We start from the raw sequence: 24,878 nt of genomic DNA, 5'->3' as shown, positions 1-24,878 counted from the left end.
CGCTCAGCATTGCCAACGACACGCTTTATGGCCTCGGGGCCGGGGTCTCGACCCCGCGATGGCAACCGTGCCTATCGCTTCGGCCGTGCGATCCAAGCCGGCCGCGTCTGGGCCAACTGCTACCACGCCTATCCCCCGCATGCGGCCTTCGGCGGCTACAAGCAGTCTGGCATCGGCCGCGAGACACACACGATGATGCTCGACCACTATCAGCAGAAGCCGAGGGGGATAACAGTGTCGCGCGGCTTCCTACTCCAGAACGAGCACGCCCTCCTCCTTGGCGGCCTCCTCAAAGGCCTTACCGACGTCGTCGGGTGACACTCGGTCCTGAAAGGCGTCGATGCAGGACCAGCGTCCACTTAGGCCCCCTCTTGGTCCACTTCATGAGTTCCTCGGCGGCACCCTCGACATGGCTAACCCCGTACCGGATGCCAGGTCTGTCGGTCCTGACGTAGACGGAGGGTTGAACCAATGGAGAGCCATACAGGAAATTTAGAGCGGCACAGGCCTGCCGACCAACGCAGGTTATAGGGAACGATGTAGGCCCTCGCGGGTTTAGAACTCGCAGCGGTCGGTTCTTCTCTTGGATGTGCAGCCGCTGTTGGGCGTCCGTCGTTTTCTCATGGGCGACGGGCCTCCTGGTTGCCATTGGGGGGAGTGACGTCCCCTCTTCTTTTGCAGCAGCCAGGAACGCCTTAGCAGCCATTTGAGGTGACACCTTATCGGCCAGTGCGGCCGTGCAGATTCGTACCGCAAGGCCCCACCGAGGACCCCGGTTAGTCCACTTCATGAGTTCCTCGGCCGCACCTTCGATGTGGCTGATCCCGACGCGGACACTTGGTTGGTCGGACCTGGCGTACACAGGAGGGGAGAACGAATGGCGAGACATAGAGGAAACTTAAAGCGGAACCAGCCTGCCGATCAACCCAGGTTGTAAGGGAACGATGTAGGCCCCTCGCGGGTTTAGGGGCGGCAGCGGGATTCTTCGTGATGTGCAGCCGCTGTAGGGGGGTCCGTCGCCTCTCCCTCAGCGGCGGCGGGCTCCTTTCGCCAAGGCGGTGCTGGTCAGAGAACCTTTACCGCATCCAAGTTAGCTAGTTGGGGGGAGTAATGTCCCCTCCTCTTTTGCAGCAGCCAGGAATGCCTTGCGAGCCTCCTCAGGTTCCATCTCATCGAAAATCACGGCCATGCAAACACGCACCGCGAGGTCCCAGCAAGGGCCACGTTTGGTCCACTTCATCAGCTCCTCCCCGGCTGCCTCGGCGTTGTTGACGTTGCGGATGATCCGGGGACGCTCGGTCTTGACCGGGACCGGAGGGTTGAACCAGTGGCGGGCCATGCGGTCACTCTTTGTCGACCTTATCAAGTTCCTCCAGCAAATACCTTTGCTCAGCCGGCAGTTCCCGTTGTACAGGCAGATTCAGCAGGTTGCGAAGGTAATTGCGGATTACCTCTGACTATTGGAATTGGCGCAGGGCGGCGCGCCTCTGTCGCCATGCCACATGACTGAAGTTGGCTGACAGCTACTCGCGACCGTCGAAAGCCACGTAGAGGCCCATGGCCGTTGCTGCCTCGACTATCGCCTCGGTTAATTCTTCGTCGGAGGCCACCAAATAAGGCGCAGCCTCCCGAGCTTCGCGCAGCGCCACTTTGATCGAGACCGTGTCGCCAAGGTCCGCCCTGTTGAGGAGTACGTTGATTGCTTGCTCTAGAAGTGGACCTACCCTTTGCGCGACGCTCATCCAGCCCTCCCCAGGCACACGCCGAAGTGGACTCTACTCCCTGCCTGAGCGACATCAAGGCCATGTACGGGTCGTACAAATTGGCACGGTGCTAGGCCGCAACAGTCAGGAATGTTTGGTTCAAAAATTCGTCCGGGTGATCGGATAATTGGGTCGCGCGAAGAACTCCGGACGCCCCGTGGTGCCAAACACTGTTGCTTCGCCGTCGATGATTGCCCGCTTTGCGTTCAGTTCAGCCGCAGCCCGGACGATTGGGCTGTATCTGTCAGTCCAGTCGAAGCCGTTTCGTGTGCAGGCCTGCACCTTACCCGTTGGATGATCAACTGCGTGCGATACCCATCATATTTGATGTCGTGAAACCACCCTTGGCCCTTGGGCGGCTTCTCGACCAGGGTGGGCATTTGGAACTCAATAAATGACAGCCGGCCAACGCCAGGCTCGGTGAGCATGCGCCGGCACTCCACACAGTATGATTCGAATCAATATCGCTGGTTCGAATCGGTTCCGAAACAAGGTGCACGCTGGCGGCGTTGGCATTTTCCACATATTAGCAATCCCTTGACTGCCGTCAAAGCCGCTTCAGAATCATGGGCATGGCTTGGGAAATTGCGGACATCAATATCGGCGATGAGGTGGCGATCACCGTGACGGTGCTGAAGCTGCTGGACGACGGAAGAGCTAGTGTCAGCATCCCGTCCTATGGTTTTCCGCATTCAGTCCCTGCTCCTAAAAGATCCAAACCAGGTGACGAGCTACAGCTGACCGGCGAGGTCACGCGGGTCGACGAGGAAAATCGAAAGGTGACGGTGAAAGCTGGCGGGCTAATCACCGTGGATGCCGATACGATCACCGACTGGACGCCTGTTCGCCGCAAAAAGATGTCGCGCAGAGATGGGGCGGATTAGCGAACGCAGATCAAAGCATGGATGCCGATGATAATCCGCAAGACCTGGCCGCCCTGCTCTGGTGCGCATGGCATCGAGGACACCTGCCCGGCCGGCGTGCTGCCAATCGAGGAAGCTGCCTTGCCCAGCTGGCGCACTGTACGAAAATTACCAACTTCGTTAGCCGGGAACAAGCACTCTACATCAAACGTTTTTGCGAGACTGAACTCTCCTCCTCCGGCCTGGCTGTAGCGGCCCGCTGCTCTGTACGGGCAGCGGGCCTGAGGGGTCGCACATGCCGCAGCGCCTGCGTACCAATCGCACCTGCCTTAGTCCTCATGATTTGGCTATTTGCCAGCGCGTTTTCGATCGAATTTGCGCAGACGAAGATCTCGACCCTTTAAGCCAACAGGGCGAAATCCTGGCGGAAACGGTAGTGGCGACTTTTCGAAATGCTCACACTGACGAGAGCGAACTGCTGAAGGCAGTCAGGTCTCGTCGCCGAAATTGAGCAGCAAAATTTCACCCGGCAACCCGCTCCACAGTGTAGTAGTGTTCCGCGACCTGACGAGTGCCACGCGCACAGGCTCCTTAAAACGGTGCCCTTGCACGCACACCGCCCGAGTCTCGAACGCGACTCAATCCTCGTGATAGGTTCCCGCCATGTCTGATCATATTCTGCCCGGTCAAAAGAAGCCCAAGCTAATCGTCGTCGTGGCGTTCGATCGAGGCGAGGACGGCGAACTGTTTCCCGCCTTTGGTCCGGCCGATCAGCAAAGCGAGGAACGCGCCATTCGCACCGGTCAGGCGCTCGCAGGGAAGCACGTTGGCGTAATAGCATGGAGCCGCGACGCCGACCCGGCCGTTGGCGACTACGGTCCGCCGACCGTGCTATTCACCAGCGGCGACGTGCCGGACATGGAGTAAATTCAGCCCGAGATTCCATTTCGCGGTGTTCGGCGAACTCCCCTTCACTGGGTATTCGTGGGTCATTTATTGGGTAACGCCGCTCTTGGCGATTCGCTCCTCGAAAGTCGGGGCCAAGCCCGACATGCTGAAGCACTGGGCAGCGTCCATCGCGGCGGCAGCTTCTGGCCAAGCGCATGCCTTCTGCCACTTGCCGACGTTTGATGTGGCGCAAAGGATCTGCAGAAGCTAACATAGCTTGTTCTTGGAGGCTGTCGTGCGTACGAGACGTTTCAGAAAGCCCGTCGTCGTTCAACCCGGCCGGATCGATCGCGACAGAGTTGTTGCGTCCGTATCCGACGCGGCCGAAGTTCTGCTGAGGGATTGGCCGAGGCCGGCGGGCAAGCCGCGGCTCGCCGCAATCGAAGCATGCCTTGCCGTAATCCGTGGAGAAAAACCACCAAGAATAGCGCGCCAGGCGTTCATCGCTGCTGCCAAGGAGGCCAGGATATTGCTCGCGGAAGAAATTTAGGCTTACCCAGCACCCTGAAGCACGGAGCGCTGCTGGATTCAGCGGCTTTGTTGCTTGTGGCATCGGCAGAGGGCGACGTATCGATGTAGTGCGATTTTATCGATATGATTCGATTGTGTGTCGAGGGCGACGATGTATCGGCTCGCCTGGTCGATCGCACATTGATCGACCTCTCCTGCCCGTCAGGATACGAGGACGTGAAGACGCAAGCCGTGCTGAAGCTTGTGTTGTGGCGTGAGCGGCGCTTACTGAACCGCGAAGCCAGGCAGCTCATTCCCAGCCAGGCCACCTAGACCATCTAGACCTGACGGCATGGCCCGAACGTCGTGCACTGTCAGGCTTTGCCCTTGCGCTTTGCTGGTGCTTTTTTCGGCGGCGTTTTGTCAACCGCCTTGCGGCCGAGACCGGCAGCTTTGGCAAGTGCAGACCGCTGAGCTGCATAGCTGGGCGCTACCATAGGATAGTCCCACGCCAAACCCCACTTGGCTCTGTACTCATCAGGTGTCATGCCAAGCAAGCCCAGGTGGCGCTTCATCGACTTGAACTTGCGCCCGTTCTCAAGGCTTATAATGTATTCGGGAAAGATCGACTTCTTAGGATTTACCGCGGGCGTAAGTATTGGCGATGGTGCAGCGACCGGCTCAGCCAGGCCAGACAACGCAGAATTGACACTGGCGATCAAATTCGGCAGATCCGCCACGGGCGTTGCGTTGCTCTGGACATATGCTGCGACGATATCTGCTGTCATCCCTAGCAAATCAGCCCTTCGCTGCCCAATTGCTTCATCCATCAAAATCGTTCCCGTGTTGATCTCCGGCGTTCCTATTTGGAAAATTCGGCCTGCGCAATTGCAAACAACGATTATTTGACGCTAGATTACTCCAAGGCCGACTTTGCTGGTCATCCCCTGCGACATGGGTGTGTGCGGCCAATTTCCCTTCAGGTGTAGCACCCTCATTCACCCGAATGCGATCAGCAGATCGTTGGCATTATCTGGTCCCCCGGCCTTGATCTGGACTTCGGCGATGGTCCTGTCGCGCTCGGCATGCAGCGCCGTTCCATCTCATCGCTTCGATCGACACCAGCACATCGCCGGCCTTCACCGCTTGGACTGCAGCGACCGAGAGCGCCGAGACGACGCTAGGCATCGGCGCGCCGACACGCGGACACAGCCCAGGATGACAACGTGTGTTCGGGAGATGTCAGGCGTTCAAGATTTTCGCTTCCTTGGTGGCGCTGAGAAATGCCACGCGGGCAATCTCCGGGGCCTTATCGCCGCCGAGCACCTTCATGCAGGCCATGGCTGCTGGGTGCGGCGCCCAGTTTCTCCAATGGGCCAATCATCACGCATCAGGTCAGGCCGGCGTTTAGCCGCTTAACCAATTCCATGGGTATAGAGGCTGAGAGTATTCAGGGGCGATCGCTGAGAATTCAGAGATACTGGCCGGCAACGCAAAGTGGCTAACTGTTGCATTTTGGGCGGGGGCAATTGCCCCGCTTGCCGGCCTACCTTTGTATGCAATTGCTAGCCTTTTTCCCACGGCTAGAGCGACCCGGCCCCCTATCTTTCGCCTGAGTTAAAGCTGAGGCAGCAACGCTTTTTTCTGCTTTCGTTGATTTGGGATTGCCAAGAATCTTGGACGCCGCGCTTGCGACGCCCGTGGTCGTGGTTTCGTTTTTTGCCACTTTTCTTCGCACCTAGTTGGTGCGCGAGGACAATGATCCCGCATTTGCTCCGAGTCGATTCGGCGCTTCTTTCGCCTGTGGAGAAACTTTCATGCCCTCTGCCAGGCTTCACCAATCCGAAAGGCAGCTTCCTTCTTCAGCAGAAGGCCCGCAAGCTAATTGTCGTCACCACCTTCGACCCGCGATGAGAGCGGCGGCTTCCACGCAGCCTATGGGCCAGCCGAGCAGCAGACCGAAGACCGAGCGATAAAGGACCGCCAAAGCTCTGGCGACCAAGCATACCGGTGACGTTGCGGGGTCGCGTGATGCTAACCCGGCGCTGGGCGAATACGGCGAGCCAACGACGCTCTTTGGTTCGGGGCGACGTGCCCGACATAGAGTGACGATTAGGCCGGTATCCCAACGCTCCCCTGAAATTCTCCTCAGGGTGTAGTCGAGGGGCACAGGGACACAGGAGACCTAACCAGAGGAGCGTAACACCCCTCCTCCTTGGCAGCAGCCTCGAAAGCCTGACGGACCTCTTCCACAGTCCTGAAGGGCTTCTACGCTTGCACAGCCCTCCTCCACTTGGGTCCCATCTTGGTCCACTTCATAAGTTCCTCGGCGGCACCCTCGACATTGTTGCACCCGTCGGTGGCCCAACGTCGGTCGGTCTTGACGTACACCGGAGGGGAGAACCAATGGGTTGGCATGGGTGGAAATTAGAGGGGACTTCCTCGGTAACCAGCTTCCGGTCGCGAGTTTTGATAAACTTCCAATCACCAGCTCTAATCAGAGGCGACCGTAACGTCCCCTCCTCCTCGGCAGCAGCCAGGAATGCCTTACGAGCCTCCTCAGGTTCCATCTCGTCGAATATCGCGGCCATACAAATGCGCACCGCGAGCTCACCAAGGGCCACGCTTCGTGCACTTCGTCAGCTCCTCGCCGGCCGTCTCGGCGTTGTTGACGTGGTGGATGATCCCGGAACGCTCGGTCTTGACGAGGACCGGAGGGGAGAACCAATGGGTTGCCATGAGCGGAAATGTAGGGCGAGGAATTTCGTCGGCCGATTCTTGCTTCCGCAGCTCAAACTCTTCTGAAAGCTCCCGCGCCAGCGCGGCAAGCGTCGGTGTCAGAGTTGGTTCGCCTACAAACCTTAGGAGCCTGCGCAGCTTCCGGCAGTAGCCTTCCGAACTGATCATCCCCCGGAAGGCACGTCCCCTACGCAGCATGGCCATAAGGGTCACTGAAGGTTCCTTCTGGTTCGTCGAAGGCCATAGAAACCCGCGCTGCCAAAGTGGTGGCGCTCCAATCAGCCTCGACCTGCTCTCGCCGCTCAAGCTCCTGCAACAATGCAGCAAGGGACGCCGGCAGCTTCTCGTCGACTTCGAGACCAAGCCTGTTGCGGAGCATCTGACGATTATCTTCTGAGCTGATCAGCCGTTGAAAGGCTGTCCCTGCTGTTGGTCGTGCCGGCATAAGGTCGTTCCCACATTCGGTTTGAAACACTTTCGTTGCGAAAGGGTTCCGAAGGGGATGCGAATAATTTGGTGGGTGCTCGCGCGAAATTCCCCGTGCCCCTCTCGATCCCATAGACGGTTGAACCAATGGGTTGCCATGCGGCTATTCGCGAAGATCGAACGCGACGAACAGGCCAAAGGCTGGTGCAACATCAACAACAAGAGCGACCAGCTCGCAGTCACTTGCCACCAGATGTGGCCCGTCACGGCGCACCGCCGCGATAGTGTCTTTGACGGAGATGATGATGATTTGGCCGCGCCGGGCTTGTAAGATGAGCTCTTCAACAAGCTCATGTGCAGTCACTTTGCGGGGTCGGCAGTTCGTCAGAACGTTCATCCGAAGGCCTCCCACCTCAGCGAGAACCCAAGTGGGAATTTATGGATCACTCCACGGAAAAATCAATGTTCGAATCGTACTGAATAAAGAACTGAATCTTTGGGAGAAATTTTCCCCTCGTCCTACGGGGAAAGATACATCTTGGCTTCCTTGGCGGCAGCCTCAAAGGCCCTTCGTACCACCTGAGGGTCAATCGGATCGCCCTCCAGGTCTGACAAGCAGAGGGTCACCGCCTTGTGCCAGCGAGGTCCTCTGCGGGTCCACGTCTTGAGCTGCTCAAGGGCTGCCCTCGCATTGTCGCAGCCATGCCTGTCACCGGTTTCAGTCTTCACGAACACCGGAGGGACGAACCCATGGGTTGCCATGGGGGGTAAGTAGGGCGGCACGAACCCGCCGACCATCCGAATCGTGGTGGGTCATGGTCGGTCCCTTCTCGGCAGGGAGCGGGCAACAAACCGAAGGTGTTCATACAGAACGGCCTCGTCGAACTCGCCGTCCGAGAAGAGTGCCATTGCGCTCACGCTTAGGCGCTCCGCCTGCTCGCTTCCTACTGGAATGCCTTGCTCGGCGCATACACGATCAAAGACCTGCTTCAACAGAATCAGGTCGCCAGGATAGGCAGTACCACTAGTTGAGCTGCTGCTGGTCATAGGCTGTCACCATTGGGGCGGACGCGCGGTGGGCTCCCCTGCCAGAACCGAATGCCCGAGCCCCTAAACCTTCAAGTCGCGCGACTCAGAGCAGTTGAAACTACAGCCGCTTCCGTTCCCGGCAGTTCGAACAGCATGGGCAGGTGGCGACACTCGGCTTCTTCCACGATCAGCTCCTCGATAGTCGCGATGGAAAGATGGCTTTTGAGGCGCAGCCGGACAACCGCCGCCAGTTTGTGAACGGGCACTGGCACCGCCCCCGTGTGATCGTCTAGCAGAGTATTGATCTCAGCAACTACCTTTGGATCGACGGCGTGGGGCAATGGCAGCATGAGAGCACTCCTTTCGGAAGTAACTCTAGGCGGATCAGGGCGATGAGTCTGGCCGCGTACGTTTTTAACCAAATGTCGCGGACATCATTGGAGGTCAGTCCACGGTCGTTAGCGGCTGCGTGCATTAGAGCGGCGGGGCGCCGGCTGCATAGCCAATCGTGAAGCAAGATGAACCTTTCCCGCGTTTATTGTGTTTGTAGGGATGCCTCGCTTTTTCTTCGACTTCACCGATACCGGGCAAGTCTTCCCCGACCTCAAAGGCACCGATCTGCCAGACCTCGAAGCTGCAAAAGAAGAGGCGGTAAGAGCCTTGGTCGAAATCACCAAAGATAAGCTGCCGCAATTGGTGCGGTGACTATCAACCTCCTGCATGGCCCCGTGGCCTCGCATATGCGTCGGCGGCCCGCCGGTGAAGAGCCTGAGCGGCCAGTTGACGGCCGTCGAAAATGACTATTAAGTTCGGTCATAGAACGAATTAATCGGAGCTGCTGTTGAACGACCTGCCGCGCATTTCTCGTCAGTTCTCCCAGCGCTCCGTCATGGAGGCGATCGTGCAAGGTGGGCCGATCTCGCGCGCTTCGATCGCAAAGCAGACCGGCTTGTCCAAGCAGACAATCTCCGAGATCGTCAGGACGCTCGAGCAGGAAGGCTGGGTGCAGGAGACAGGGCGCACGAGCGGACATGTCGGACGCACGGCTGTCACTTACGAACTCGTATTTGACGCGGCCTACATCGCGGCCGTCGACCTCGGCGGTGCCAAAGTCCGGGTCGCGCTCACCGATCTTGCCTGCCAGATATTCGCGGAGGAAACGGCGCCGACCGATCCTCGGGGCGGACAGTTCATCGTCGACCAGATCGTGGATCTAGCGCTTCAGGCGGCCGAGAGGCACCGAATCTCGCGCACAAAGATAAGGCTGGCGGTGATTGGTGTTCCCGGTGCACCCGACAAGAAGACGGGCCGCGTTCTGCTTGCCCCGAATATTGCCGGCTTTGGCACGATGAATGTCGTTCGCGCTTTCGAGCAGGCATTCGGGTTTCATGTGATGATCGAGAACGATGTCAATCTGGCGGTGCTCGGCGAGAACTGGCAGGGGTGCGGCCGCGGTATCGACAATCTCGCCTTCATAGCGCTGGGTACCGGTATCGGCAGCGGTCTCATGGTTGGAGGCAATCTGGTGCGGGGCGCCAGCAATGCAGCCGGCGAGATGGGCTTTTTGCCGATTGGCGCCGATCCTTTCGCGCCGACATCGTTGCGCGCCGGCGCTTTCGAGCGCGTGGTCGCAACCAACGCCATGGTTGAACGCTACGCAGCGCTGACGGGCAACATCGTCAACGTGCCGACGATTTTCCACAGTGCATTGGCCGGAGACAGGCATGCCGCGACGGTGCTCGACGAAACCGCGCGCTACCTGGCGCAAGGCATTGTGGCCATAGCGGCAATTGCCAATCCGCAAAAGGTCGTCCTGGGCGGCTCGATCGGGCTGCGGCCGGAAATCCTGTTGCGCGTTAGGGACCTCCTGCCGCGCTGCTTCCCCTACCCTATCGCCGTTGAGGCCAGCGAACTCGGGTCGCGGGCAGCGCTCATCGGCGCTGCCGCGATCGGGCTCGGCCAGTTGCACAACACACTGTTCGGCGTCGACGCGCCCGACGGACGCATTTCGCTTCCCCCAGCCAGTTCGGCCGTGCTGCGCGAGGCCACGCTATGACTGTCTCAAAGGACATCACCACTCGCTTGCGCGCGGCCTTCGATTGCGACGCAGCGGTTGAGCTTCTGCGGGGGGCAATCGGCCGCGAAAGCATAACCGGTCACGAAGAAAACTTTGTCGCCTTCCTTGAAGACCGGATGCGCGTGCTTGGCTTGAGCGAAATTCGGCGCGCGGAATTCGCGCCCGGCCGGCCCAACGTCTGGGGTGAGCGCAAAGGTGCCGGCGCCGGCAAGCGGCTGCTCTTCATCGGCCACACCGATACGGTCCATGTCGAGGGCTGGCGCGAGCACTGGGCTGGCACCGCCAAGCAGGATCCGTTTGCCGCGCCAATGATCGACGGGCAGATCTGGGGCCGCGGCGCCGGCGACCTCAAGGCCGGCATCTGCTCCGCGCTGTCGGCACTCTCTCTGCTCGACACAGCCGACATCCAACTGGCCGGCGACGTTGCCTTTGCCTTCGTCGGCGACGAGGAGAGCGGCCAGCCTGGAACCGGCGTCTCCGCCGGCATCAAGGACTTCATCGGCCGCATCGAGAGAGGCGAAGTCGTGGCGCCCGATTTCGTCGTCTATGTGGAGCCTACCCGCCTTTCGGTTTATCCGGCCCAAATTGGCTTCTTCATTACCGACATCACCATCACCGGACGATCAGCCTATTTCGGCGTACCCGAACTCGGCAAGGATGCCTTGCGTGCAAGCCACGCCGTAATGAGCGCGCTGTGGAAGCATTCGGAAGATGTTGCAACAAGGGCCGAGCACCCGCTGATTGGGCGTGGCTTCCTGCTGATCACCGGCCTTGCGGGCGGCGGCTACATCGCGGTGCCCGAACGCTGCACGTTGTCGCTGATCCGCAAGCTGTTGCCCGGCGAGTCGCTGGACGAGGCCGCCGCCGAAATCGAGGCAGTGGTGCGCGGCGCCATCACCGATCCCGAAATCATGTTGGCGTTCGCCTATCCGGCCGGTCGCGATCATCCGCTCGGGGGTAACGCCGCCGAGATTGCACCTGACAGGCCGGAGGTCGGCGCTCTTGCTGCCGCCATGGCCCGATCGATGGCTGGTCGCGGCGCCATCGAAGGCGCGCCATTCTGGTCAGAGTCATCATTTTTCACCAACCGGCTCGGCATCCCCGCCGTGTACTGCGCGCCAGGCGACATTCGCAACTGCCACACCTTCAACGAACACGTCGATGTCGAGGAATATCTGGCCGGCGTCGTCGGCTTCGCCCGGTTCATGGTGGAGTATTGCGGCGTTACGGAATGAAGGACAACTGAGAGCGAAAATGGGAGAACTATCATGCTGATAGACAGACTTGTTGCTACAGCACTTGCAGGTAGCCTGATGCTGGTGGCCGGTGGAGCCGGCGCACAGACAGTGGGACCGAGCGGCGAGACGGCGACACCCAGCGCCGAGGTTAGATTGTCGGATGCAGACCTGGCCGCAGTAAAGGAGAAGGGCTACAAGGCCGCGCTGCTGTGGCACACCTCCTCCGACTTCACCAATGCGGTCACGTCCGGTGCCAAAGATGAATTTGCCCGTGCCGGCATTCAAATCGTCGCCACCACCGACGCGGGCTTTGACGCCGCGCGCCAGCGCAGCGACATCGAAACCGCGCTCGCGGCGAAGCCAAACGTCATCCTGTCACTGCCCCTTGATCCGGTCACTTCGGCCGAGGCGTTCCGTCAGGCGCTCACCGACGGCACCAAGCTGGTATTTCTTTCCAATCTGCCGAAGGGCTACAAGCACGGAGCCGACTATGCCGCCATCGTCACTGACGACCTGTTCCAGATGGGCAAGCAGGCGGCCGATGCACTGGCCAAGGCGCTCGATGGCAAGGGCAAGGTCGGCTACATCTTCCACGACGCCAGTTACTATGTGACGAACCAGCGCGACCAGGCTTTCAAGACAACGATCGAGAAGGATTATCCCGGTATCAAGATCGTCGCCGAGCAGGGTATCTCCGATCCGGCGCGGGCAGAAGAGCTGGCCAGCGCGATGCTCGTGCAGCATCCCGATCTTGACGGCATCTACGTTACCTGGGCCGAACCGGCCGACGGCGTGCTGTCGGCCTTGCGGGCAAGCGGAAACACCAAGACCAAGATTGTCACGCTCGACCTCGCCGAACCGGTGGCGCTCGATATGGTCAAGGGCGGCAATGTGACCGCACTGGTGGCCGACAAGGCCTATGAGCTCGGTCGCGCCATGGCCGCTGTCGGCGTCAAGGCGCTGCTCGGCCAGGAGACCCCGGCCTTCGTCGTTGCCCCGGCGCTTACCGTGACCAAGCAGAACGTTGCGCAGGGCTGGAAGGATTCGTTGAACCGCGACGCGCCGCAATCGGTGCTCGACGCGGCCAAATGACAGGGCAATGCCCGGCGGCCAATCAGGGTTGCCGACATCAGAAAAACAAGGGGAACTGACATGCGCATAGCAATTGGAATGTTGTCGGCACTGGTAGCACTCGTCGCCGCCAACGCCTCGGCAGCCGAGGGCACCACCACGGGACCGAACGGGGAAAAGCCGACGCCGGCAAAGAGCGTCGTGCTCACACCAGCTGAGGAGCAGCAGATCAAGGACGGCAAATACACCGCCGCGCTGGTCTGGCATGAGATGAGCGAATACACCAACGCGGTGAACAGCGGCGCCCAGGACGAGTTGAAGCGGCTCGGCATCACGGTCGTCGCTCAGACCGACGCCGGCTTTGATGCGGCCCGTCAGAAATCCGACGTCGAGACAGTACTCGCCAAAAGGCCCTCTATTATACTGTCCCTACCGGTCGATCCCGCGAGTGCGGGCACCGTATATGATCCTGCGCGCCAGGCCGGCGTGAAATTGGGATTCGTCGACAATTCGCCGGCAGGCTACGTTCACGACAAGGACTATGTGACCATCGTTTCGGACGACCTTTTCCAGATGGGCAACAAGGCCGGGATCGCAATGGCCGACGCGCTCGGCAAGCAAGGCAAGGTCGGCTACATCTTTCACGATGCCGATTTCTACGTCACCAACCAGCGTGACGGAGCATTCAAGCACACGATCGAGCAGGACTATCCCGACATGAAGATCGTGGCCGAGGCCGGAATGGCCGACCCCGCGCGCAGCGAGGAAATCGCGCAGGCGATGATCACACAGCACCCGGACCTCGACGGTATCTATGTCACCTGGGCTGAGCCGGCGCTTAGCGTGCTGTCCACTTTGCGGGCGGCCGGCAACAGCCACACCAAGATCGTCACGCTCGACCTGAACGAACCGGCCGCACTGGACATGGTGAAAGGCGGCAACGTTGCCGCACTCATCGCAGACGAAGCCTACGACATCGGCGTGACGCTGGCGCGCGCCACGGCCGCCTCGTTGATCGGCAAGAAAGCCGCGCCGTTCATCGTGGTCGATTCCCTCGCCGTCACCAAGGACACTGTCAAGGACGGGTGGAAGCGGTCCCTCAACAAGGACGTGCCCGCGACCATCGCGGCCGCCATGAAATAGCGGGGACAATGGCGCCCCGCCGGAGGAAGTGAGAATGTCGAGTGTCAACACCAGCCCCGGCCGGGCAGCGAGCTTGGTCAGCCGCTTCAACCTGCAGCAATATGTCGTCTATCTCGGATTTCTGGCGATCTTTCTGTTCTTCGCGATCGTACTGAAGGACAGCGGTTTTCTGACGGTCCGCAACCTGTCGAACATCGTGCTGCAGACGGCACCCGTGACGATCATGGCGATCGGCCTTGTCTTTGTCATGTCGGCTGGCGAGATTGATCTTTCGATAGGTTCGATCGTTGCCGTGGCAGCCCTTGCCGCCGCGGTGGCGATAAACGCCTACGGCTTGGTGGCTGGGGTGCTGGCCGGCCTCGGCGCCGGCCTGCTGATCGGCCTGCTCAACGGCGCCCTCGTGGCTTACGTCAAGTTGCCTTCATTCCTGGTAACGCTGGCGACGCTCGGGCTGTTTGCCGGCGTATCTCGCTCGATGACCGATTTGCGGTCGATCCCGGTCACCAACGACGCCTTCACCGGTTTCTTCGGCTCGGGTTCTTTGCTGGGTGTTCCGTCTTTGATCTGGTGGACGGTAATTGCCGTTGCGATCGCGCATCTCATCTTTCGCGAGACGCGCTTCGGCGCCCATGTGCTGGCCACCGGCGACAACAGCCGTGCCGCCAGTGTTTCCGGCATCAGCGTGGCGCAGATAAGGCTTGCCGTTCTGACCACAAGCGGCGGGCTCGCCGGCCTTGCCGGGCTGCTCTATGCGGGCCGGCTGCAGGCTGCGAAATACACGCTCGGCGAAACCGACCTTATGACGGTGATAGCGGCCGTCATTGTCGGCGGAACCCTGCTTAACGGCGGCAAGGGATCGATTGTCGGTGCGCTGGTGGGCTCGCTGATGATGGGCATGCTGAACAACGGCCTCATCCTGATGGGCCTGTCCGTCTCCGACCAGATGATCGTGCGCGGCTTGATCATTCTTGCGGCCGTCGCCGTATCGCTGCGCGAAAAGTCCCGTTGAAGGAGTTTTGTCATGTTCCTCGATGTTCTGCGGCGCCGCAATCCGAGCTTTATAGAAAGCGCCATGCGCCTGCACCAGGAAGGAAAGCTGCCGGCTAATTCCTATGTGCTCGACCTCGATGCCGTCGAAAGCAATGCCCGGGTCCTGAAGCGCGAGGCCGACCGGTTCGGCCTGAAGATTTTCGCCATGACCAAGCAGGTCGGCCGCGCCAGTTCGTTCTGCCATGCGCTCAAGCGTGGCGGCATCGATCAGGCCGTCGCCGTCGACATGGCCTGCGCGCGGGCAACGCACAGAGCAGGCCTGAGGCTCGGTCATCTTGGCCACCTGCAGCAGATCGCAAGGCACGAGGCCAATGCGGCGGCCAAAACGTTCAGGCCGGACTATTGGACCGTCTTCAACGACACCAAGGCTGAAGAAGCCGCTGCCGGCGCAAGGCTCGCCGGGTACACGCAAAACCTGCTTGCCCGCATCCGCGCCGATGGTGACGTTTTCTACCGCGGCCACGAAGGTGGTTTTGAGGCGGCTGATATCGCCGCGGTCGCCGAAAAACTGGATGGTCTCGACGGCGGACGGTTCGCTGGCATCACCACCTTCCCGGCGCTGTTGTTCGACCAGACCACGCGAACGGTCCTGCCGACACACAATCTGGCGACACTGGGCAGAGCTGCCGAAGCGCTCGCCAAGTCCGGTCGCAGCGACATAGAGGTGAACGCGCCCGGCACAACGTCGAGTGTCCTGCTTGGCGCGCTGGCCGAAGCCGGCGCCACGCAATGTGAACCGGGCAATGGCTTGGCCGGCACCACTGCGCTGCACGTCATGGAAGATCTGCCGGAGCTCCCTGCCGTTCTGTATTTGACCGAGGTCTCGCATTTGTCTGGCGGCAAAGCCTACTGCCTGGGTGGCGGCTTCTATATCGATCCGATCTTTCCGGACTATGAGGTGAAGGCAATCGTGTCCGCAGAACCCACCACGGCCGCCGCCGCGCTCAGAAGCGTCGAGGTGCCGCCGCCTGCGGCAATCGACTATTACGCAATGATTGACGCTAGCGGCGCCAATGCGCCACGCTCCGGCGACACGGCGGTGTTCGGCTTTCGCGGCCAGGCGTTCGTGACCCGCGCCTACGTGGTCGGCATCTCCGGTGTCTCAAAGGGGGCGCCCCAAGTCGAAACGATCGAAAACGGTTTTGGCGAAACCGCTGCCTGGCCTGTCTAGGAGCAAGTGATGAACGCGACCACGACCGGCACGCCCCCTGTTCTGCAGCTGCGCGACATCCGCAAGAATTTCGGTGGCCTCACCGCCATCGAAAATTTCTCGCTCGAGCTCTATCCCGGCGAGATAGTGGCGTTGGTCGGCGATAACGGTGCCGGCAAGTCGACGCTGGTCAAGATCGTGACGGGGGTGCATGCTCCGACATCCGGGACGATCATCATCGAGGGGCAGGCGGTGGCAATGTCGAGCGCCACCATGGCGCGCGCGCACGGCATTGAGGTGGTCTATCAGGACTTGGCGCTCGCCGATCAGCAGACCGTCTACATGAACATGTTTCTTGGCCGCGAGCCGGTGAACCGCTTCGGCCTGCTCGACCGACGCCGGATGATCGACGACACCGAAAAGCTGGTGAAGGATCTCGACGTTCGCATTCCATCGGCTCACGCCACCATCCGCGATCTCTCGGGCGGCCAGCGCCAGGGCGTGGCGATTGCGCGCGCCACGCACTGGGCAAGCAAGCTGATCCTGCTCGACGAGCCAACCGCCGCGCTCGGCGTTGCCGAGACCGCCAAGGTCGAGACGATTGTTCTGTCGCTGAAGCAGCGCAACATTGGCGTGCTGATCATCAGCCACAGCCTCGACCAGGTGTTCAGGCTCTCAGATCGGATCTGTGTTCTGCGACGTGGCAAACAGATCGGCGTGCGCAAGACCCGCGAGACCGACAAGAACGAGATCGTCGCCATGATCACCGGGCTTCAGCACTAGCCCGGTCCGACAGAGGCGCGCCGTTCAGACATGCGTTACCCGAGCAGCGAGTGGCATGATTTCAGATCCACGATCAGGCCTCGGCCACAGAATGTCGTCAGCATCAATCCAGCGCGCGCAGATGGCGGATGGGGCGCCCACCAGCAATCCGGTCGGCGGCTGTGGCTATGGAATTGGCGTCGATGCCGAAGTGGCGGTAAAGGTCGCCGATAGTCCCTGACTGGCCAAAATGCTCGACGCCGAGACTGCGCGTGCGATGGCCGTACACCGAACCCAGCCAGCCGAGTACCGCCGGATGACCGTCGGTGACGGAGACGATGGTGCAATGCGCAGGGAGATCGGCAAACAGCCTTTCGATATGACTCCTGGCGTGAACGAGGCCGCGTTCGCGCGCGCGACTTGCCGCTGTCCAGCCTGCGTTCAAGCGATCGGCCGAAGTCACGGCCAAAAGACCGACGTCGCGACGGTCCTCTGCCATCATGCCGATAGCTTCGATGGCCTCCGGCGCAACCGCGCCGGTATAGGCAACAATCACTTCGGCATTGGGACCCGGAGCCCGCAGCCAGTAGCCCCCGTCGATGATGTCCTGCTCGAGCTGTGGCATCATGGGACGAATGATCTGCTCGACCGGGCGCGTCGAGAGCCGCAGATAGACCGAGCCGCCGGTCTCGTCGCGCAGCCAGGTGCGCTCCGACTGCACGGCGTCGCCGTCGCGCTGCATATAATCCAGCGCAAAGCGCATGATGACGGCGAGCTCGTCGACGAAGGCCGGCTCGTAGGCCGCAAGCCCGTCCTGTGCCATCCCGATCAACGGTGTGGCGATCGACTGATGCGCCCCACCTTCCGGAGCCAATGTGACCCCGGATGGCGTGGCGACCAGCAGGAAGCGCGCATCCTGATAGCAGGCATAGTTGAGCGCATCGAGACCGCGCTGGATGAACGGATCGTAGAGCGTGCCGATCGGCAGCAGCCGTTTGCCGAAAATCGAATGCGACAGCCCAAGTGCCGACAGCAGGATGAACAGATTGTTCTCGGCGATGCCGAGTTCGATGTGCTGGCCGGAGGGGCCGAATTCCCATTTCTGCGCCGAGGCGATGCGTTCGCTGCGGAAAGTGTCGGCGAGTGACTGACGCGCGAACAGGCCGCGCCGGTTGACCCAGGGGCCGAGATTGGTCGAAACCGTGACGTCGGGCGATGCCGTCACGATCGCGTCGGCGAGCGGCCCGCCAGCCCGCGCAATCTCGTCCAGAATTCTGCCGAAGCCGACCTGCGTGGAGACGCTGCCTTTGGCTTCCGCGACGAGACGACCAGGGACCACGATGCGCTGGGCGTGCCGGCGCCGCTGGCCCTTTGCCGCGAACGGAACGGCGTCGAGGAATCGTTGCAGCTCCAGATCCCCAGCAGCCAATCCCTCGAAGGCGTCCCACTCCCGCCCGTCGCCGACCGACATCGAGGCACGAAGGACCGCCATCTGATCCCTGGTCATCAGGCCGGCGTGGTTGTCCTTGTGGCCGGCGAGCGGCAGGCCGAAGCCCTTGATCGTATATGCAATGAAGCATGTCGGTCGATCGTTGCCGCGTGCCGTCCCGAAGGCCTCGATCAGGCATGGCAGGTCGTGGCCGCCGAGATTGGTCATCAGCGCGGCGAGCTCGGCATCGGAGCGCCGGTCGAGAAGCGATGCCAGGCCCGGCTTGTCTCCGATGTCGGCGACCAGGCGCTTGCGCCAGGCGCCGCCGCCTTGAAACGTCAGCGCCGAATAGAGCTGGTTCGGGCAGGCCTCGATCCAGGCCTTTAGCGCCTCGCCGCAGGGTTCGGTGAAAGAGGCTTCGAGCAGCGAGCCATATTTCAGGATCACGACGTCCCAGCCGAAATTCCGGAAAATGTTTTCGAAGCGTTCCCAAAGGCCTTCGCGAACCACGGCATCGAGGCTCTGTCGGTTGTAGTCGACGATCCACCAGCAGTTGCGCAGGCCGTGTTTCCACCCTTCGAGCAGCGCCTCGAAGATGTTGCCTTCGTCCATCTCGGCATCGCCGATCAGCGCCACCATGCGGCCCTCGGGCATGCTTTCGTCGCGGGCGCCGAGATAATCCTGCACAAGCGAGGCAAACAGTGTCTGCGCGACGCCGAGGCCAACTGAGCCGGTGGAGAAATCGACGTCGTCGACATCCTTGGTCCGCGACGGATAGCTTTGCGCGCCACCGAAGGCGCGAAACCCTTCGAGCTTCTCCCTCGTCTGATTGCCCAGAAGATACTGGACTGCGTGAAACACTGGCGAGGCATGCGGCTTTACCGCGACGCGGTCGTGTGGCCTCAGCACCGAGAAATAAAGCGCGGTCATGATCGTCACCAGCGACGCCGAGGATGCCTGGTGTCCGCCAACCTTCAAGCCGTCCGTATTTTCCCGCAGGTGATTGGCGTTATGGATCATCCATGTCGACAGCCAGAGCACCTTTTTCTCCAGTGCCGAAAGTGCCTCCAGTTTTTGTTTGTCCATGCTGCAAGACTCCCAGTTGCGATGTCTCAATCATAGGGCTGAGCAAAAGCCAATTGTCGCTAAACTTGCATGAGATTGGCAGCTGCGTTAGCTGGTTGTGCCAATATCAGCCAATGGAGCAACGTTCGATGCCAAAAAGTCGACTGGACAATATCGACCGAAAGATCATTGCCGCGCTGCAGGTCGATGGCAGGATGACGGCGCAGCAGCTTGCCGAGCGGGTCGGCCTTTCGGCCTCGCCCTGCGCCCGCCGGGTCCGCCTGATGGAGGACATGGGGGTGATCACCGGCTATGCCGCCCTGATCGACCAGGACATGGTCGATCTGCCGATCTCGGTGTTTGCCTCGATCAAGCTTGAGCGCCAGCGCGAGAGCGAGCTGAAGCGGTTCAACGCGGCAATCGCGCGCTGGCCGGAGGTGGTCGATTGCTATCTGATGACTGGCCAGCGCGATTATCTGCTGCGTGTGGTGGTACGCGACCTGCACGCCTATGAGCGCTTCCTGAAGGAAAAGCTGACGCGGCTCGATGGCGTCTCCTCGATCGAGTCCAGCTTCGCGCTTACGCAGATCAAGCGGTCGAACCGGCTGCCGGTCGAGACATGATTTTTTTCGGACGGACCCGCGTGTCGCAGGTCTTGCAGCAAGTGGGCAATATGGGTTCGGTACGCCTCAACACTGGCTGTGATTTCTGGTGTTTCCGCCGGCTGCAATTGGATCTTATGCGTCATGGTTGCGGCGATTAGATAAAGAATTTTTTGTTGCGCCTCGCGAGCATCGACTGCCTTCCGGCGCATCAGCCGCCGCCGCGCGGATTGCTCAAGAACCTGGCTGACCGCCAAAGCCAAACAGGCCGCAATGGCGCGGGACGTCCACCATTTGGGGGTCCTCTTCCGGGAAAACCGGTCAGAGGCGATCAGAAAAGTGCCGGTGCTGCTCGACATAGCGCGCCATGGCACTGGAGCGGTCTGCAGATTTTGCGCAACGAAGAACGCCGTCTTTCCGGTGCGACGGCGGAACGTCAACCCGGAAGGGACAAGGACAATGCGAGTTGAACCCAAGAAAACGAACCAGGCAGCTTCTGACGCTATGAATGCGCTTTGGGCGCTTGAACACGCGATCTGCAACTGTTGCCTCGAACCGAGTCTGATCGCGCTCGTAAGGATGCGCGCATCCCAGATCAATGGCTGCGCCTACTGCATTCATATGCACACAAGGACGTTCGCGCGCTCGGCGAGACGGAAGAGCGGGCTCTATCTGCTCGATGACTGGCGCAGGGCAGATTCGCTGTACAGCTAGCGCGAACGCGCCGCCCTCGCCTGGACACAGGCCCTTTAGTGACGAAGAGCTCGCCCAGCTGACCTTTCTCACCGGCACCACCAATCTCTGGGACCGTCTCGCTGTCGGCTTCCGATTGGTCCACCCGGAACGCACGAGGCCTACCGACATCAGCCAGGCGCGTTCCTCGTTTGAGCCGGCGAGCGCCAAAGCCCTCTTCATTGCAAACCATTTTCGTCAGGAAAAGTAACTCCAGGAGGAGACCTGAAACGATTTCAAATCCGCACCAGCGGGGCATCGCTCATTTTGAACGGCTTTTCGGCGCCGGAGCCGCCAAGGCTTCGCACGGGCTGCCCAGCTTGGAGCTTTCGGCTTGGCGGCGGAGGATGGGAATGCGTTTCCCGACGCCGGGCACTCGCCGTCCTTTCGCGGTGTGTTTCTGACGGCCCGGCCGTTTACTTCAGTTTGCAGCCTCAACTCATCCCACCCCGCAGCAGCCAACTACGTGAGCTCGTGATTGTAACGCCGGGAACAACAGCCTTGGCGATCTCGCACAGGTGCTGGTGATGGTCAGATAAATCACCTGGCCAGCGCTTGCCATCTGACCAAACAACCTGAAAACCTCCTCGGACCGGAAATGGTCGAAGTTCTCCATGATGTCGTCGGCAATGAATGGCACAGAGGGTCGAAACTGGGCGAACTCGTAATATCCGGCAAGCCGCAGGGCCAGGTAGAGCTGAAAACGCGCACCCTTTGAGAGCGCGTCGGCGACCTTGGACTGCCCGTCGCGCTGCAATGCGATGAGGACTTCTCAGCCCTTCACGGGTTGGGTCGCAAGCCCGAATACTGACCGCGCGTGATGAGTGCGAAAGCGTCAGATGTCCGCTTCATCATCCCGGAGCGATGGTCCCGACGGCCAGCGGCTACTAAGCCTTGCCTATGCGTTCAACGAAATCTATATTCTGTTCAACACAGGAGGTTCTCATGGCTAGGCAGACGCGGACGGCTGCAGAAAGCGAAGCAACGGTCGCATCGACCCGCAATAAACTTGTGCTGGAGCGAGCGAAAGCCGCCGGCCTCCTCGGCGCCGCGAAGAATACCCGTCTTTCGGCGCGGGTGCCCGCGGAGTTGATCGAGGCGGCCAAGAAGCGCGCCCATGTCACCTCGGACACGGAGCTGTTGGAACTGGCGCTGTCGCGCCTGGCCCTCGAAGATGACTTTGGCGCCCGCCTGGTCGGACGTAAGGGCAGTATCCCGGCGGACATAGATCTTGGGGTTTGATCTTTCCGAAACCCTCCGATCGCTAAAGCCCCAAAAGCACAACGGAACGCTGAAGCGCAGGGCCGACGACGATCTCCCATGGGTTGCTGACGAACCGGCGATCGGGGGACCGCTGTTTCTGGATACGAGCGTCTATCTGGATGTCCTGCAGGGACGATCGCCGGTTGAAGTCGATACGCTGCTTACCTATCGCCGATGCCACCATTCCGCTGCCTGCCTGTCTGAGCTGACCCAAGCCTTTGGTCAGCTGGACCCTAAGCATGCCTCCACAAAAGCTGTCCTCGAGACGATTGAAGCCACGGTAGAGGACATTCCGGACCACCGACTTCATGCACCGGACGATGCGATCTGGGGACAGGCCGGGATCTTGGCTGGCTTGCTGTTCCGGCTGAGCAATCTGCCCAAGAGGGAGGGGCACGAGCGCCGCTTCCTAAATGACGCCCTCGTGTTCCTGCAGGCGCGTCAGTTGGGTGCGAGCGTGCTGACCGGCAACGTCCGCGATTTTGATTTCCTCACCCAGGTTCTGCCGACGGGACGGATCATCCTCTATCGAGCTCCGCCGGAACGGCGGTCATCATGAACGTCACGGTTGGTCCTCCTGTCGACTGTGAGCGACCATCCCTGTCCGAAAGAGATCGCTCTACGTTCACCCGGATTATCGAGGTTGACAGTGCCGGCCCATCGATTTAAGTTCGCGTTAGTGGCCACTAACGCGAAACACTGGACAGCGCTCGGAGACTCGACGAGGCGCACGATATTCGAACTGTTGGTCGAACAGCCTTGTTCGGTCAGCGGACTTGCTCGTGTGCTGCCTGTAACCAGGCCGGCGGTCTCTCAGCACTTGAAAGTACTCAAGGATGCCGGGCTTGTGGCCGACACGCGCTCAGGCAAGGAACGAATATACCGTATCGATCCGGACGGCCTAGCAAGTCTGCGCGCGGAAATCGATCAGTTCTGGAGCAAGACCCTGGCGAGCTACAAACTGGCCGTCGAGCACCCAAAGAAGGACCAGCCATGAGCAAGCTTCCTGCAACCGCGCCCGTAAGGCATTTCGTCGTTGTCGAGGCACCTATCGCGCGTGCCTTCAAGGTCTTCACCGAGGATTTCGGGAAATTCAAACCTCGCGAGCACAATCTTCTTGCCGGGCCGATCGCAGAGACGATCTTCGAACCCTGGGTCGGGGGCCACGTTTACGATCGCGGCGTGGACGGCAGCGAGTGCCACTGGGCTCGTGTGTTGGCTTACGATCCCCCCGGCCGGCTCGTTCTGAGCTGGGACATCAGTCCTCGGTGGCAGATTGAGAGCGACCTGAACAAAACCAGCGAATGGGAAGTCCGGTTCACGCCTGAGACGGAGAACCGAACCCGGGTCGAGATCGAGCACCGGAATCTCGAACGCCATGGCGAAGGCTGGGAGGGCGTGCGCGTGGGGGTTGATAGCGATCAAGGCTGGCCACTGTACCTGCGGCGGTTCCAGGGCCTTTTCCCCGGTGCGGCGGCCTGACCCGTCCGCGCCCTTGCGAGCATCACTCGCAAGCACCGTCTGGTCCACTGCGATTCCAGGGAATGGAAGTCTATTGGTTAAGTCTTCTCGGCGTGCTCGCGCGCTGCTTGCTATCGGTAGTGTTGGCAGTCTACTCGGGGTTCGTCCAGAGGTTTGCAGGAGCGCTGGCACGACCGGTAGTCCCGGCAGATGACGACAACCGGCTCTATAGGATCGACCGGGTTCACATGAATTCGGTCGAGGCACTGGCGCCCTTTATCGTGCCCGCAGTGCCAGCGATGATGGCTGGTGTTGGAGCGGCCACTTTGACGACATTGGTCTAGACCCACCTGGCGATACGCCTCCTCCACCTGGGAATCTACCTGCGTGGTGGAAACGCCGCCAAAGGGGGGTAGTGTCAGGACAATCTTGTACGTCTCTGGCGCGCTGCTCACGTTGGCCCTCATCGTTTTGACTGGTTGCGCAGCACTCAACTCACGTTCGCCACTCCTTGGAGCCCACAGTTCACGACTCCAAGCAGCGATCCCCACCCGACCCTTAGTCCTCCGCGTGCCGATCTTAGGCGAATGCCGCCTTGCCCGCTCGGACTCGACGCCCAGCAGTTCGAACTCACTTTCGGGCCTGCAAATCTACCTCGCTCCCGGCGGGGGAATGGCCAAGTGCGCGTGCTTCTGGAAGATGCCAATCTTATCGGGATACGTAATCCGGACCTCGCGTCCGCATTCCTCGCACTTGTAATGGGAAACGACCTGAAACCAGCTGCCGTTCCTGACGACGGCGAAGTTGCAATGCGGGCATTGGAAAGTCAGACCGACGGAGGATAGACTGGGAGAGAGGGACATTGCAGCGCCTCGCATTCTGGAGAGCTCATGCTTGGCTTCCCGCCGCACCCTTCGGCACGGCGGGCGGTCTTCTCAGACGTTCAGGTTACTGGATGACTTTCACGATTTTACGTGTGCCCGGGTCAACGACAACAGTCCGGTTGTCGACGACGACGTAGCGATATTTGACGTTGGGGACTTCATGAAGCTCGACGCTGTCCGGGAGCGTCGAGCCGACATTCAGCTCTACCCCAGGGACTTTCACCGAAGCGAGCGGCTGCTTTTTCACATATTCCTTGATGACGGTTTCCTGCTGCGGGTCAATGACCACGTCCTGGGCGGCGGCGGCACCGACACCGGCCAGCAGCAGCAATCCCGCCGCTGCGGTGGAAAGATGCATTCTCATAGCTATCTCCTTGTGGGCTCGTGGGCGCAAAACATAGCGCCAAAGCGCCCCAAACCTGCAGCTTCTCTAGACGTTCCAAACGGAGCCTTAAGGCTGGCCTTGCGTAGGGACCTAAGTCTGATTCGCTGCGCGCAATGGCCCCGGAACTGCGTCTGTTTGTACTCGTTGCGGTCCCTCAAGGGAGGAGCCGATGGAGAACAGTGTTCACAAAGCTCGCTGGCTGCTTGCACCGGTTTTCGCCACCTCCATCACGTTCTTGGTGATTGGATAGTGATGGGGTGGACGCCCCCTCGACGGCATCGATGTGCCAGAATGGTGGTGTTTGACAGCCACCGTAAGAGAGGGAGCGTCCACAATGGAAGTTAACAC

General features: G+C 60.5%; 34 protein-coding genes and 2 pseudogenes. 20 read left to right on the top strand and 16 right to left on the bottom strand.

The window, feature by feature from the left end:
- Window positions 1–27: 27 nt before the first annotated feature.
- Window positions 28–318: an aldehyde dehydrogenase family protein gene (locus NKI08_RS31745; protein WP_352775048.1), complete on the top strand. Its 291-nt coding sequence runs from the start codon at window positions 28–30 to the stop codon at window positions 316–318.
- Here NKI08_RS31745 and NKI08_RS31740 read toward each other — a convergent pair.
- From NKI08_RS31740 to NKI08_RS31730, 3 genes are all read right to left on the bottom strand, one after another.
- The gene (locus NKI08_RS31740; protein WP_352775028.1) at window positions 299–889 is read right to left on the bottom strand and encodes a DUF982 domain-containing protein; all 591 of its coding nucleotides are present in this window, start codon (window positions 887–889) and stop codon (window positions 299–301) included. The genes NKI08_RS31745 and NKI08_RS31740 overlap by 20 nt on opposite strands.
- A 201-nt stretch (window positions 890–1,090) precedes the next feature.
- Window positions 1,091–1,339, bottom strand: a complete 249-nt coding sequence (locus NKI08_RS31735) for a DUF982 domain-containing protein (protein ID WP_352775025.1) — start codon at window positions 1,337–1,339, stop codon at window positions 1,091–1,093.
- 184 nt (window positions 1,340–1,523) lie between these two features.
- Window positions 1,524–1,742, bottom strand: coding sequence for a hypothetical protein (locus NKI08_RS31730; protein WP_352473112.1), 219 nt, complete (start codon window positions 1,740–1,742; stop codon window positions 1,524–1,526).
- Between the two features lie 593 nt (window positions 1,743–2,335).
- On the opposite strand from NKI08_RS31730, the gene NKI08_RS31725 reads away from it, so the two are divergent.
- The 4 genes from NKI08_RS31725 to NKI08_RS31710 all read left to right on the top strand — a co-directional run bounded on the left by NKI08_RS31725 (window position 2,336) and on the right by NKI08_RS31710 (window position 4,357).
- Entirely contained in the window at window positions 2,336–2,647 is a 312-nt protein-coding gene (locus NKI08_RS31725; protein ID WP_352775022.1) for a hypothetical protein, read from the top strand.
- Between the two features lie 642 nt (window positions 2,648–3,289).
- On the top strand, window positions 3,290–3,553 hold the full coding sequence (locus NKI08_RS31720) for a hypothetical protein (RefSeq protein ID WP_352775019.1): 264 nt from the start codon (window positions 3,290–3,292) through the stop codon (window positions 3,551–3,553).
- A gap of 256 nt (window positions 3,554–3,809) precedes the next feature.
- Window positions 3,810–4,064: a DUF982 domain-containing protein gene (locus NKI08_RS31715; RefSeq protein WP_352775045.1), complete on the top strand. Its 255-nt coding sequence runs from the start codon at window positions 3,810–3,812 to the stop codon at window positions 4,062–4,064.
- Between the two features lie 104 nt (window positions 4,065–4,168).
- Window positions 4,169–4,357 carry a hypothetical protein gene (locus NKI08_RS31710; RefSeq protein ID WP_352775016.1) on the top strand — a complete coding sequence of 63 codons (189 nt, stop codon included), beginning with the start codon at window positions 4,169–4,171 and terminating at the stop codon, window positions 4,355–4,357.
- Window positions 4,358–4,398: 41 nt separating this feature from the next.
- On the opposite strand, the gene NKI08_RS31705 is transcribed toward NKI08_RS31710, so the two are convergent.
- The 10 genes and pseudogenes from NKI08_RS31705 to NKI08_RS31660 all read right to left on the bottom strand — a co-directional run bounded on the left by NKI08_RS31705 (window position 4,399) and on the right by NKI08_RS31660 (window position 8,568).
- Window positions 4,399–4,854: a Ros/MucR family transcriptional regulator gene (locus NKI08_RS31705; RefSeq protein ID WP_352775014.1), complete on the bottom strand. Its 456-nt coding sequence runs from the start codon at window positions 4,852–4,854 to the stop codon at window positions 4,399–4,401.
- A 168-nt stretch (window positions 4,855–5,022) separates the two neighbouring features.
- Window positions 5,023–5,233: pseudogene (locus NKI08_RS31700) on the bottom strand (biotin/lipoyl-containing protein); the annotation flags it as partial.
- A 33-nt stretch (window positions 5,234–5,266) separates the two neighbouring features.
- The gene (locus NKI08_RS31695) at window positions 5,267–5,404 is read right to left on the bottom strand and encodes a DUF982 domain-containing protein (protein ID WP_352775011.1); all 138 of its coding nucleotides are present in this window, start codon (window positions 5,402–5,404) and stop codon (window positions 5,267–5,269) included.
- A gap of 935 nt (window positions 5,405–6,339) precedes the next feature.
- Entirely contained in the window at window positions 6,340–6,627 is a 288-nt protein-coding gene (locus NKI08_RS31690) for a DUF982 domain-containing protein (RefSeq protein WP_502899692.1), read from the bottom strand.
- Window positions 6,628–6,634: 7 nt separating this feature from the next.
- Entirely contained in the window at window positions 6,635–6,976 is a 342-nt protein-coding gene (locus tag NKI08_RS31685) for a hypothetical protein (protein ID WP_352775008.1), read from the bottom strand.
- Window positions 6,951–7,208, bottom strand: coding sequence for a hypothetical protein (locus NKI08_RS31680; protein WP_352775005.1), 258 nt, complete (start codon window positions 7,206–7,208; stop codon window positions 6,951–6,953). The genes NKI08_RS31685 and NKI08_RS31680 overlap by 26 nt, the downstream gene beginning before the upstream one ends.
- Before the next feature lie 144 nt (window positions 7,209–7,352).
- On the bottom strand, window positions 7,353–7,586 hold the full coding sequence (locus tag NKI08_RS31675; RefSeq protein ID WP_352775003.1) for a hypothetical protein: 234 nt from the start codon (window positions 7,584–7,586) through the stop codon (window positions 7,353–7,355).
- 122 nt (window positions 7,587–7,708) lie between these two features.
- A complete protein-coding gene (locus tag NKI08_RS31670; RefSeq protein WP_352775039.1) occupies window positions 7,709–7,951 on the bottom strand; it encodes a DUF982 domain-containing protein in 243 nt (80 codons plus the stop codon).
- 51 nt (window positions 7,952–8,002) lie between these two features.
- Entirely contained in the window at window positions 8,003–8,236 is a 234-nt protein-coding gene (locus NKI08_RS31665; RefSeq protein WP_352775000.1) for a hypothetical protein, read from the bottom strand.
- Between the two features lie 71 nt (window positions 8,237–8,307).
- On the bottom strand, window positions 8,308–8,568 hold the full coding sequence (locus NKI08_RS31660; RefSeq protein ID WP_352774998.1) for a hypothetical protein: 261 nt from the start codon (window positions 8,566–8,568) through the stop codon (window positions 8,308–8,310).
- 202 nt (window positions 8,569–8,770) lie between these two features.
- On the opposite strand from NKI08_RS31660, the gene NKI08_RS31655 reads away from it, so the two are divergent.
- The 8 genes from NKI08_RS31655 (at window position 8,771) to NKI08_RS31620 (ending at window position 16,730) form a co-directional block, all read left to right on the top strand.
- Complete coding sequence (locus NKI08_RS31655; RefSeq protein WP_352774995.1) at window positions 8,771–8,923, top strand: DUF6894 family protein; 153 nt, start codon at window positions 8,771–8,773, stop codon at window positions 8,921–8,923.
- A gap of 136 nt (window positions 8,924–9,059) precedes the next feature.
- Window positions 9,060–10,274 (top strand): ROK family transcriptional regulator, encoded by a 1,215-nt coding sequence (locus NKI08_RS31650; RefSeq protein WP_352503703.1) that lies wholly within the window; start codon window positions 9,060–9,062, stop codon window positions 10,272–10,274.
- The gene (locus NKI08_RS31645) at window positions 10,271–11,530 is read left to right on the top strand and encodes a M20 family metallopeptidase (RefSeq protein ID WP_352774991.1); all 1,260 of its coding nucleotides are present in this window, start codon (window positions 10,271–10,273) and stop codon (window positions 11,528–11,530) included. The genes NKI08_RS31650 and NKI08_RS31645 overlap by 4 nt, the downstream gene beginning before the upstream one ends.
- A 33-nt stretch (window positions 11,531–11,563) precedes the next feature.
- Window positions 11,564–12,625: a substrate-binding domain-containing protein gene (locus tag NKI08_RS31640; RefSeq protein ID WP_352774988.1), complete on the top strand. Its 1,062-nt coding sequence runs from the start codon at window positions 11,564–11,566 to the stop codon at window positions 12,623–12,625.
- Between the two features lie 60 nt (window positions 12,626–12,685).
- On the top strand, window positions 12,686–13,747 hold the full coding sequence (locus tag NKI08_RS31635) for a substrate-binding domain-containing protein (protein ID WP_352774986.1): 1,062 nt from the start codon (window positions 12,686–12,688) through the stop codon (window positions 13,745–13,747).
- A gap of 34 nt (window positions 13,748–13,781) precedes the next feature.
- Window positions 13,782–14,756 carry an ABC transporter permease gene (locus NKI08_RS31630; RefSeq protein WP_352542303.1) on the top strand — a complete coding sequence of 325 codons (975 nt, stop codon included), beginning with the start codon at window positions 13,782–13,784 and terminating at the stop codon, window positions 14,754–14,756.
- Between the two features lie 12 nt (window positions 14,757–14,768).
- A complete protein-coding gene (locus NKI08_RS31625; protein WP_352472943.1) occupies window positions 14,769–15,968 on the top strand; it encodes an alanine racemase in 1,200 nt (399 codons plus the stop codon).
- Between the two features lie 9 nt (window positions 15,969–15,977).
- On the top strand, window positions 15,978–16,730 hold the full coding sequence (locus NKI08_RS31620; protein ID WP_352774982.1) for an ATP-binding cassette domain-containing protein: 753 nt from the start codon (window positions 15,978–15,980) through the stop codon (window positions 16,728–16,730).
- Between the two features lie 103 nt (window positions 16,731–16,833).
- Here the strand turns inward: NKI08_RS31620 and NKI08_RS31615 are convergent, their stop codons facing one another.
- Window positions 16,834–19,224 carry a thiamine pyrophosphate-binding protein gene (locus NKI08_RS31615; RefSeq protein ID WP_352774981.1) on the bottom strand — a complete coding sequence of 797 codons (2,391 nt, stop codon included), beginning with the start codon at window positions 19,222–19,224 and terminating at the stop codon, window positions 16,834–16,836.
- A 128-nt stretch (window positions 19,225–19,352) separates the two neighbouring features.
- Between NKI08_RS31615 and NKI08_RS31610 the strand changes: the two genes are divergently transcribed.
- Window positions 19,353–19,826 carry an Lrp/AsnC family transcriptional regulator gene (locus NKI08_RS31610; protein ID WP_352472945.1) on the top strand — a complete coding sequence of 158 codons (474 nt, stop codon included), beginning with the start codon at window positions 19,353–19,355 and terminating at the stop codon, window positions 19,824–19,826.
- Between the two features lie 252 nt (window positions 19,827–20,078).
- Window positions 20,079–20,519 carry a carboxymuconolactone decarboxylase family protein gene (locus NKI08_RS34795; protein WP_502899691.1) on the top strand — a complete coding sequence of 147 codons (441 nt, stop codon included), beginning with the start codon at window positions 20,079–20,081 and terminating at the stop codon, window positions 20,517–20,519.
- 452 nt (window positions 20,520–20,971) lie between these two features.
- On the opposite strand, the pseudogene NKI08_RS31600 reads toward NKI08_RS34795, so the two are convergent.
- Window positions 20,972–21,413 (bottom strand): annotated as a pseudogene (locus NKI08_RS31600) (ATP-binding protein); the annotation flags it as partial.
- 69 nt (window positions 21,414–21,482) lie between these two features.
- Between NKI08_RS31600 and NKI08_RS31595 the strand changes: the two are divergent.
- From NKI08_RS31595 to NKI08_RS31575, 5 genes are all read left to right on the top strand, one after another.
- On the top strand, window positions 21,483–21,779 hold the full coding sequence (locus NKI08_RS31595; RefSeq protein ID WP_352472946.1) for a hypothetical protein: 297 nt from the start codon (window positions 21,483–21,485) through the stop codon (window positions 21,777–21,779).
- Window positions 21,769–22,359, top strand: coding sequence for a type II toxin-antitoxin system VapC family toxin (locus NKI08_RS31590; RefSeq protein ID WP_352774978.1), 591 nt, complete (start codon window positions 21,769–21,771; stop codon window positions 22,357–22,359). The genes NKI08_RS31595 and NKI08_RS31590 overlap by 11 nt, the downstream gene beginning before the upstream one ends.
- 120 nt (window positions 22,360–22,479) lie before the next feature.
- Window positions 22,480–22,797, top strand: coding sequence for an ArsR/SmtB family transcription factor (locus NKI08_RS31585; RefSeq protein ID WP_023678365.1), 318 nt, complete (start codon window positions 22,480–22,482; stop codon window positions 22,795–22,797).
- A complete protein-coding gene (locus NKI08_RS31580) occupies window positions 22,794–23,282 on the top strand; it encodes an SRPBCC family protein (protein WP_352774976.1) in 489 nt (162 codons plus the stop codon). The genes NKI08_RS31585 and NKI08_RS31580 overlap by 4 nt, the downstream gene beginning before the upstream one ends.
- Before the next feature lie 62 nt (window positions 23,283–23,344).
- A complete protein-coding gene (locus NKI08_RS31575) occupies window positions 23,345–23,605 on the top strand; it encodes an MAPEG family protein (protein WP_352472949.1) in 261 nt (86 codons plus the stop codon).
- Window positions 23,606–24,209: 604 nt separating this feature from the next.
- Here NKI08_RS31575 and NKI08_RS31570 read toward each other — a convergent pair.
- Entirely contained in the window at window positions 24,210–24,509 is a 300-nt protein-coding gene (locus NKI08_RS31570; protein WP_352774974.1) for a DUF1236 domain-containing protein, read from the bottom strand.
- Window positions 24,510–24,878 lie beyond the last annotated feature (369 nt).

The sequence above is a fragment of the Mesorhizobium sp. M0768 genome, from assembly GCF_040320195.1.
Lineage (GTDB): Bacteria > Pseudomonadota > Alphaproteobacteria > Rhizobiales > Rhizobiaceae > Mesorhizobium.
Note: the sequence above shows the minus strand (reverse complement) of the source record. Positions and strands in the feature narration are given on the sequence as shown.

Coding starts and splice junctions, on each gene's coding strand:
- NKI08_RS31570 (WP_352774974.1), bottom strand. CDS start 24,509: ATGAGAATGCATCTTTCCACCGCAGCGGCGGGATTGCTGCTGCTGGCC.
- NKI08_RS31660 (WP_352774998.1), bottom strand. CDS start 8,568: ATGCTGCCATTGCCCCACGCCGTCGATCCAAAGGTAGTTGCTGAGATC.
- NKI08_RS31630 (WP_352542303.1), top strand. CDS start 13,782: ATGTCGAGTGTCAACACCAGCCCCGGCCGGGCAGCGAGCTTGGTCAGC.
- NKI08_RS31595 (WP_352472946.1), top strand. CDS start 21,483: ATGGCTAGGCAGACGCGGACGGCTGCAGAAAGCGAAGCAACGGTCGCA.
- NKI08_RS31725 (WP_352775022.1), top strand. CDS start 2,336: ATGGCTTGGGAAATTGCGGACATCAATATCGGCGATGAGGTGGCGATC.
- NKI08_RS31580 (WP_352774976.1), top strand. CDS start 22,794: ATGAGCAAGCTTCCTGCAACCGCGCCCGTAAGGCATTTCGTCGTTGTC.
- NKI08_RS31710 (WP_352775016.1), top strand. CDS start 4,169: ATGATTCGATTGTGTGTCGAGGGCGACGATGTATCGGCTCGCCTGGTC.
- NKI08_RS31745 (WP_352775048.1), top strand. CDS start 28: ATGGCCTCGGGGCCGGGGTCTCGACCCCGCGATGGCAACCGTGCCTAT.
- NKI08_RS31675 (WP_352775003.1), bottom strand. CDS start 7,586: ATGAACGTTCTGACGAACTGCCGACCCCGCAAAGTGACTGCACATGAG.
- NKI08_RS31720 (WP_352775019.1), top strand. CDS start 3,290: ATGTCTGATCATATTCTGCCCGGTCAAAAGAAGCCCAAGCTAATCGTC.
- NKI08_RS31655 (WP_352774995.1), top strand. CDS start 8,771: ATGCCTCGCTTTTTCTTCGACTTCACCGATACCGGGCAAGTCTTCCCC.
- NKI08_RS31680 (WP_352775005.1), bottom strand. CDS start 7,208: ATGCCGGCACGACCAACAGCAGGGACAGCCTTTCAACGGCTGATCAGC.
- NKI08_RS31730 (WP_352473112.1), bottom strand. CDS start 1,742: ATGAGCGTCGCGCAAAGGGTAGGTCCACTTCTAGAGCAAGCAATCAAC.
- NKI08_RS31670 (WP_352775039.1), bottom strand. CDS start 7,951: ATGGCAACCCATGGGTTCGTCCCTCCGGTGTTCGTGAAGACTGAAACC.
- NKI08_RS31740 (WP_352775028.1), bottom strand. CDS start 889: ATGTCTCGCCATTCGTTCTCCCCTCCTGTGTACGCCAGGTCCGACCAA.
- NKI08_RS31735 (WP_352775025.1), bottom strand. CDS start 1,339: ATGGCCCGCCACTGGTTCAACCCTCCGGTCCCGGTCAAGACCGAGCGT.
- NKI08_RS31620 (WP_352774982.1), top strand. CDS start 15,978: ATGAACGCGACCACGACCGGCACGCCCCCTGTTCTGCAGCTGCGCGAC.
- NKI08_RS34795 (WP_502899691.1), top strand. CDS start 20,079: ATGGCGCGGGACGTCCACCATTTGGGGGTCCTCTTCCGGGAAAACCGG.
- NKI08_RS31615 (WP_352774981.1), bottom strand. CDS start 19,224: ATGGACAAACAAAAACTGGAGGCACTTTCGGCACTGGAGAAAAAGGTG.
- NKI08_RS31575 (WP_352472949.1), top strand. CDS start 23,345: ATGGAAGTCTATTGGTTAAGTCTTCTCGGCGTGCTCGCGCGCTGCTTG.
- NKI08_RS31625 (WP_352472943.1), top strand. CDS start 14,769: ATGTTCCTCGATGTTCTGCGGCGCCGCAATCCGAGCTTTATAGAAAGC.
- NKI08_RS31665 (WP_352775000.1), bottom strand. CDS start 8,236: ATGACCAGCAGCAGCTCAACTAGTGGTACTGCCTATCCTGGCGACCTG.
- NKI08_RS31640 (WP_352774988.1), top strand. CDS start 11,564: ATGCTGATAGACAGACTTGTTGCTACAGCACTTGCAGGTAGCCTGATG.
- NKI08_RS31645 (WP_352774991.1), top strand. CDS start 10,271: ATGACTGTCTCAAAGGACATCACCACTCGCTTGCGCGCGGCCTTCGAT.
- NKI08_RS31610 (WP_352472945.1), top strand. CDS start 19,353: ATGCCAAAAAGTCGACTGGACAATATCGACCGAAAGATCATTGCCGCG.
- NKI08_RS31705 (WP_352775014.1), bottom strand. CDS start 4,854: ATGGATGAAGCAATTGGGCAGCGAAGGGCTGATTTGCTAGGGATGACA.
- NKI08_RS31635 (WP_352774986.1), top strand. CDS start 12,686: ATGCGCATAGCAATTGGAATGTTGTCGGCACTGGTAGCACTCGTCGCC.